The following is a 1,388-nucleotide window of genomic DNA, read 5'->3' as shown; positions in this document are numbered from 1 at the left end:
GGTTGTGTCAGATAAACTGTGTCAAGGTTAGTTTTATCCCTAAAAACTCATCGGTCGGGGAGCGCCCGCGCGGCAAGGGGCGGGACCACCCGTCCCGACGAGCGCAAATTTACATCAACTGAAACCTCTCTCCAAATTTTATGGCTAATTGTTGTGAAATTTCCGCCCAGTTGGCTAATGGCATGGTCCATTTTTTACGGATGTTGCGATAGGCCAGATAAACGAGCTTTTCCAGAGCTGTATCATTTGGGAAGACTCCCTTGTTTTTGGTTACCTTCCGGATTTGACGGTGATACCCTTCTACCGTATTGGTTGTGTAGATCAGTTTCCGGATCATGGGCGTATATTGGAAATATTCGGTAAGGCGTTCCCAATTGTCTCTCCAGGATTTGATGACAATGGGATACTGTTCTCCCCATTTGGTTTCCAGACTGTCAAGCTGAGTTTCAGCAGCCTCTTTGCTTACAGCGGAATATACCCGCTTCAAATCGGCCAAAAACACCTTCTGATTCTTGCTGCCAACATACTTCAGGGAGTTGCGTATCTGATGAACGATACACAGCTGTACATTGGTTTCAGGAAAGACACTTTTGATGGCATCAGGAAAGCCCTTCAAACCGTCTATACAGGTAATAAGAATATCCTTTACACCTCTATTTTGGAGATCCGAAAGAACGCTGAGCCAGAAGTTAGAGCCTTCACTTTTAGATATATACATACCCAAAAGGTCTTTCTTTCCGTCCTTGCCTACTCCTAACACATTATAGATAGCACGGGTAACAGCAAAACCTTTCTCGTCCATGACTTTGTAATGAATGGCATCCAGCCAGACAATAGCATAGACCGGATCTAAAGAGCGGGAACGCCATGACTTTATTTCCGGAAGTACACGATCGGTTATTGAGCTTATTGTTTCCGCAGAAACACGGCAACTCAGATTCTCTTCCATCCAATCACTGATGGCACGCGTGCTGGTTCCCAAAGCATACATGCTGATTATTTTCTCGGCCATGCCTTCTGCAAGCATAGTCTCACGTTTCTTGATAAATTGAGGGTCAAAAGAACTGTCACGGTCACGAGGTGTCGAAACGGTCACTTCACCAACAGGTGTCTGAACCTGCTTCTGCATCTTACCGTTGCGGCGATTGCCGGCCTGACGGGATTCTTCCGTGAGATGGGCATCCATTTCACCTTCCAAGGCCGCATTAATGATATTCTCCAACAATGGGGCTAAAGCACCATCCTTGCCGAAAAGTGGTTTTCCGGCTTTTAACTCTTCCAATACTTGAGCACCAAGCTCGTTAAAATCCATACTGCTGTTCATAATTCTTTTGTGTCGTTACAAAGTTATGCTTTTTTTGTCATGACACAGTTTATATGACAGTCTC

1 protein-coding gene is annotated in these 1,388 nt (G+C 45.2%); it reads right to left on the bottom strand.

All coding sequences use genetic code 11. The features are described 5' to 3' along the window. Positions 1 to 109: 109 nt before the first annotated feature. On the bottom strand, positions 110 to 1,324 hold the full coding sequence (locus tag DXA74_RS15940; protein WP_118529107.1) for an IS256 family transposase: 1,215 nt from the start codon (positions 1,322 to 1,324) through the stop codon (positions 110 to 112). Positions 1,325 to 1,388 lie beyond the last annotated feature (64 nt).

It is taken from the genome of Bacteroides sp. OF04-15BH (assembly GCF_003477995.1).
Classification (GTDB): Bacteria; Bacteroidota; Bacteroidia; order Bacteroidales; family Bacteroidaceae; genus Paraprevotella.
The sequence above is the reverse complement of the archived record's forward strand: the minus strand, read 5'-3'. Positions and strand labels throughout refer to the sequence as shown.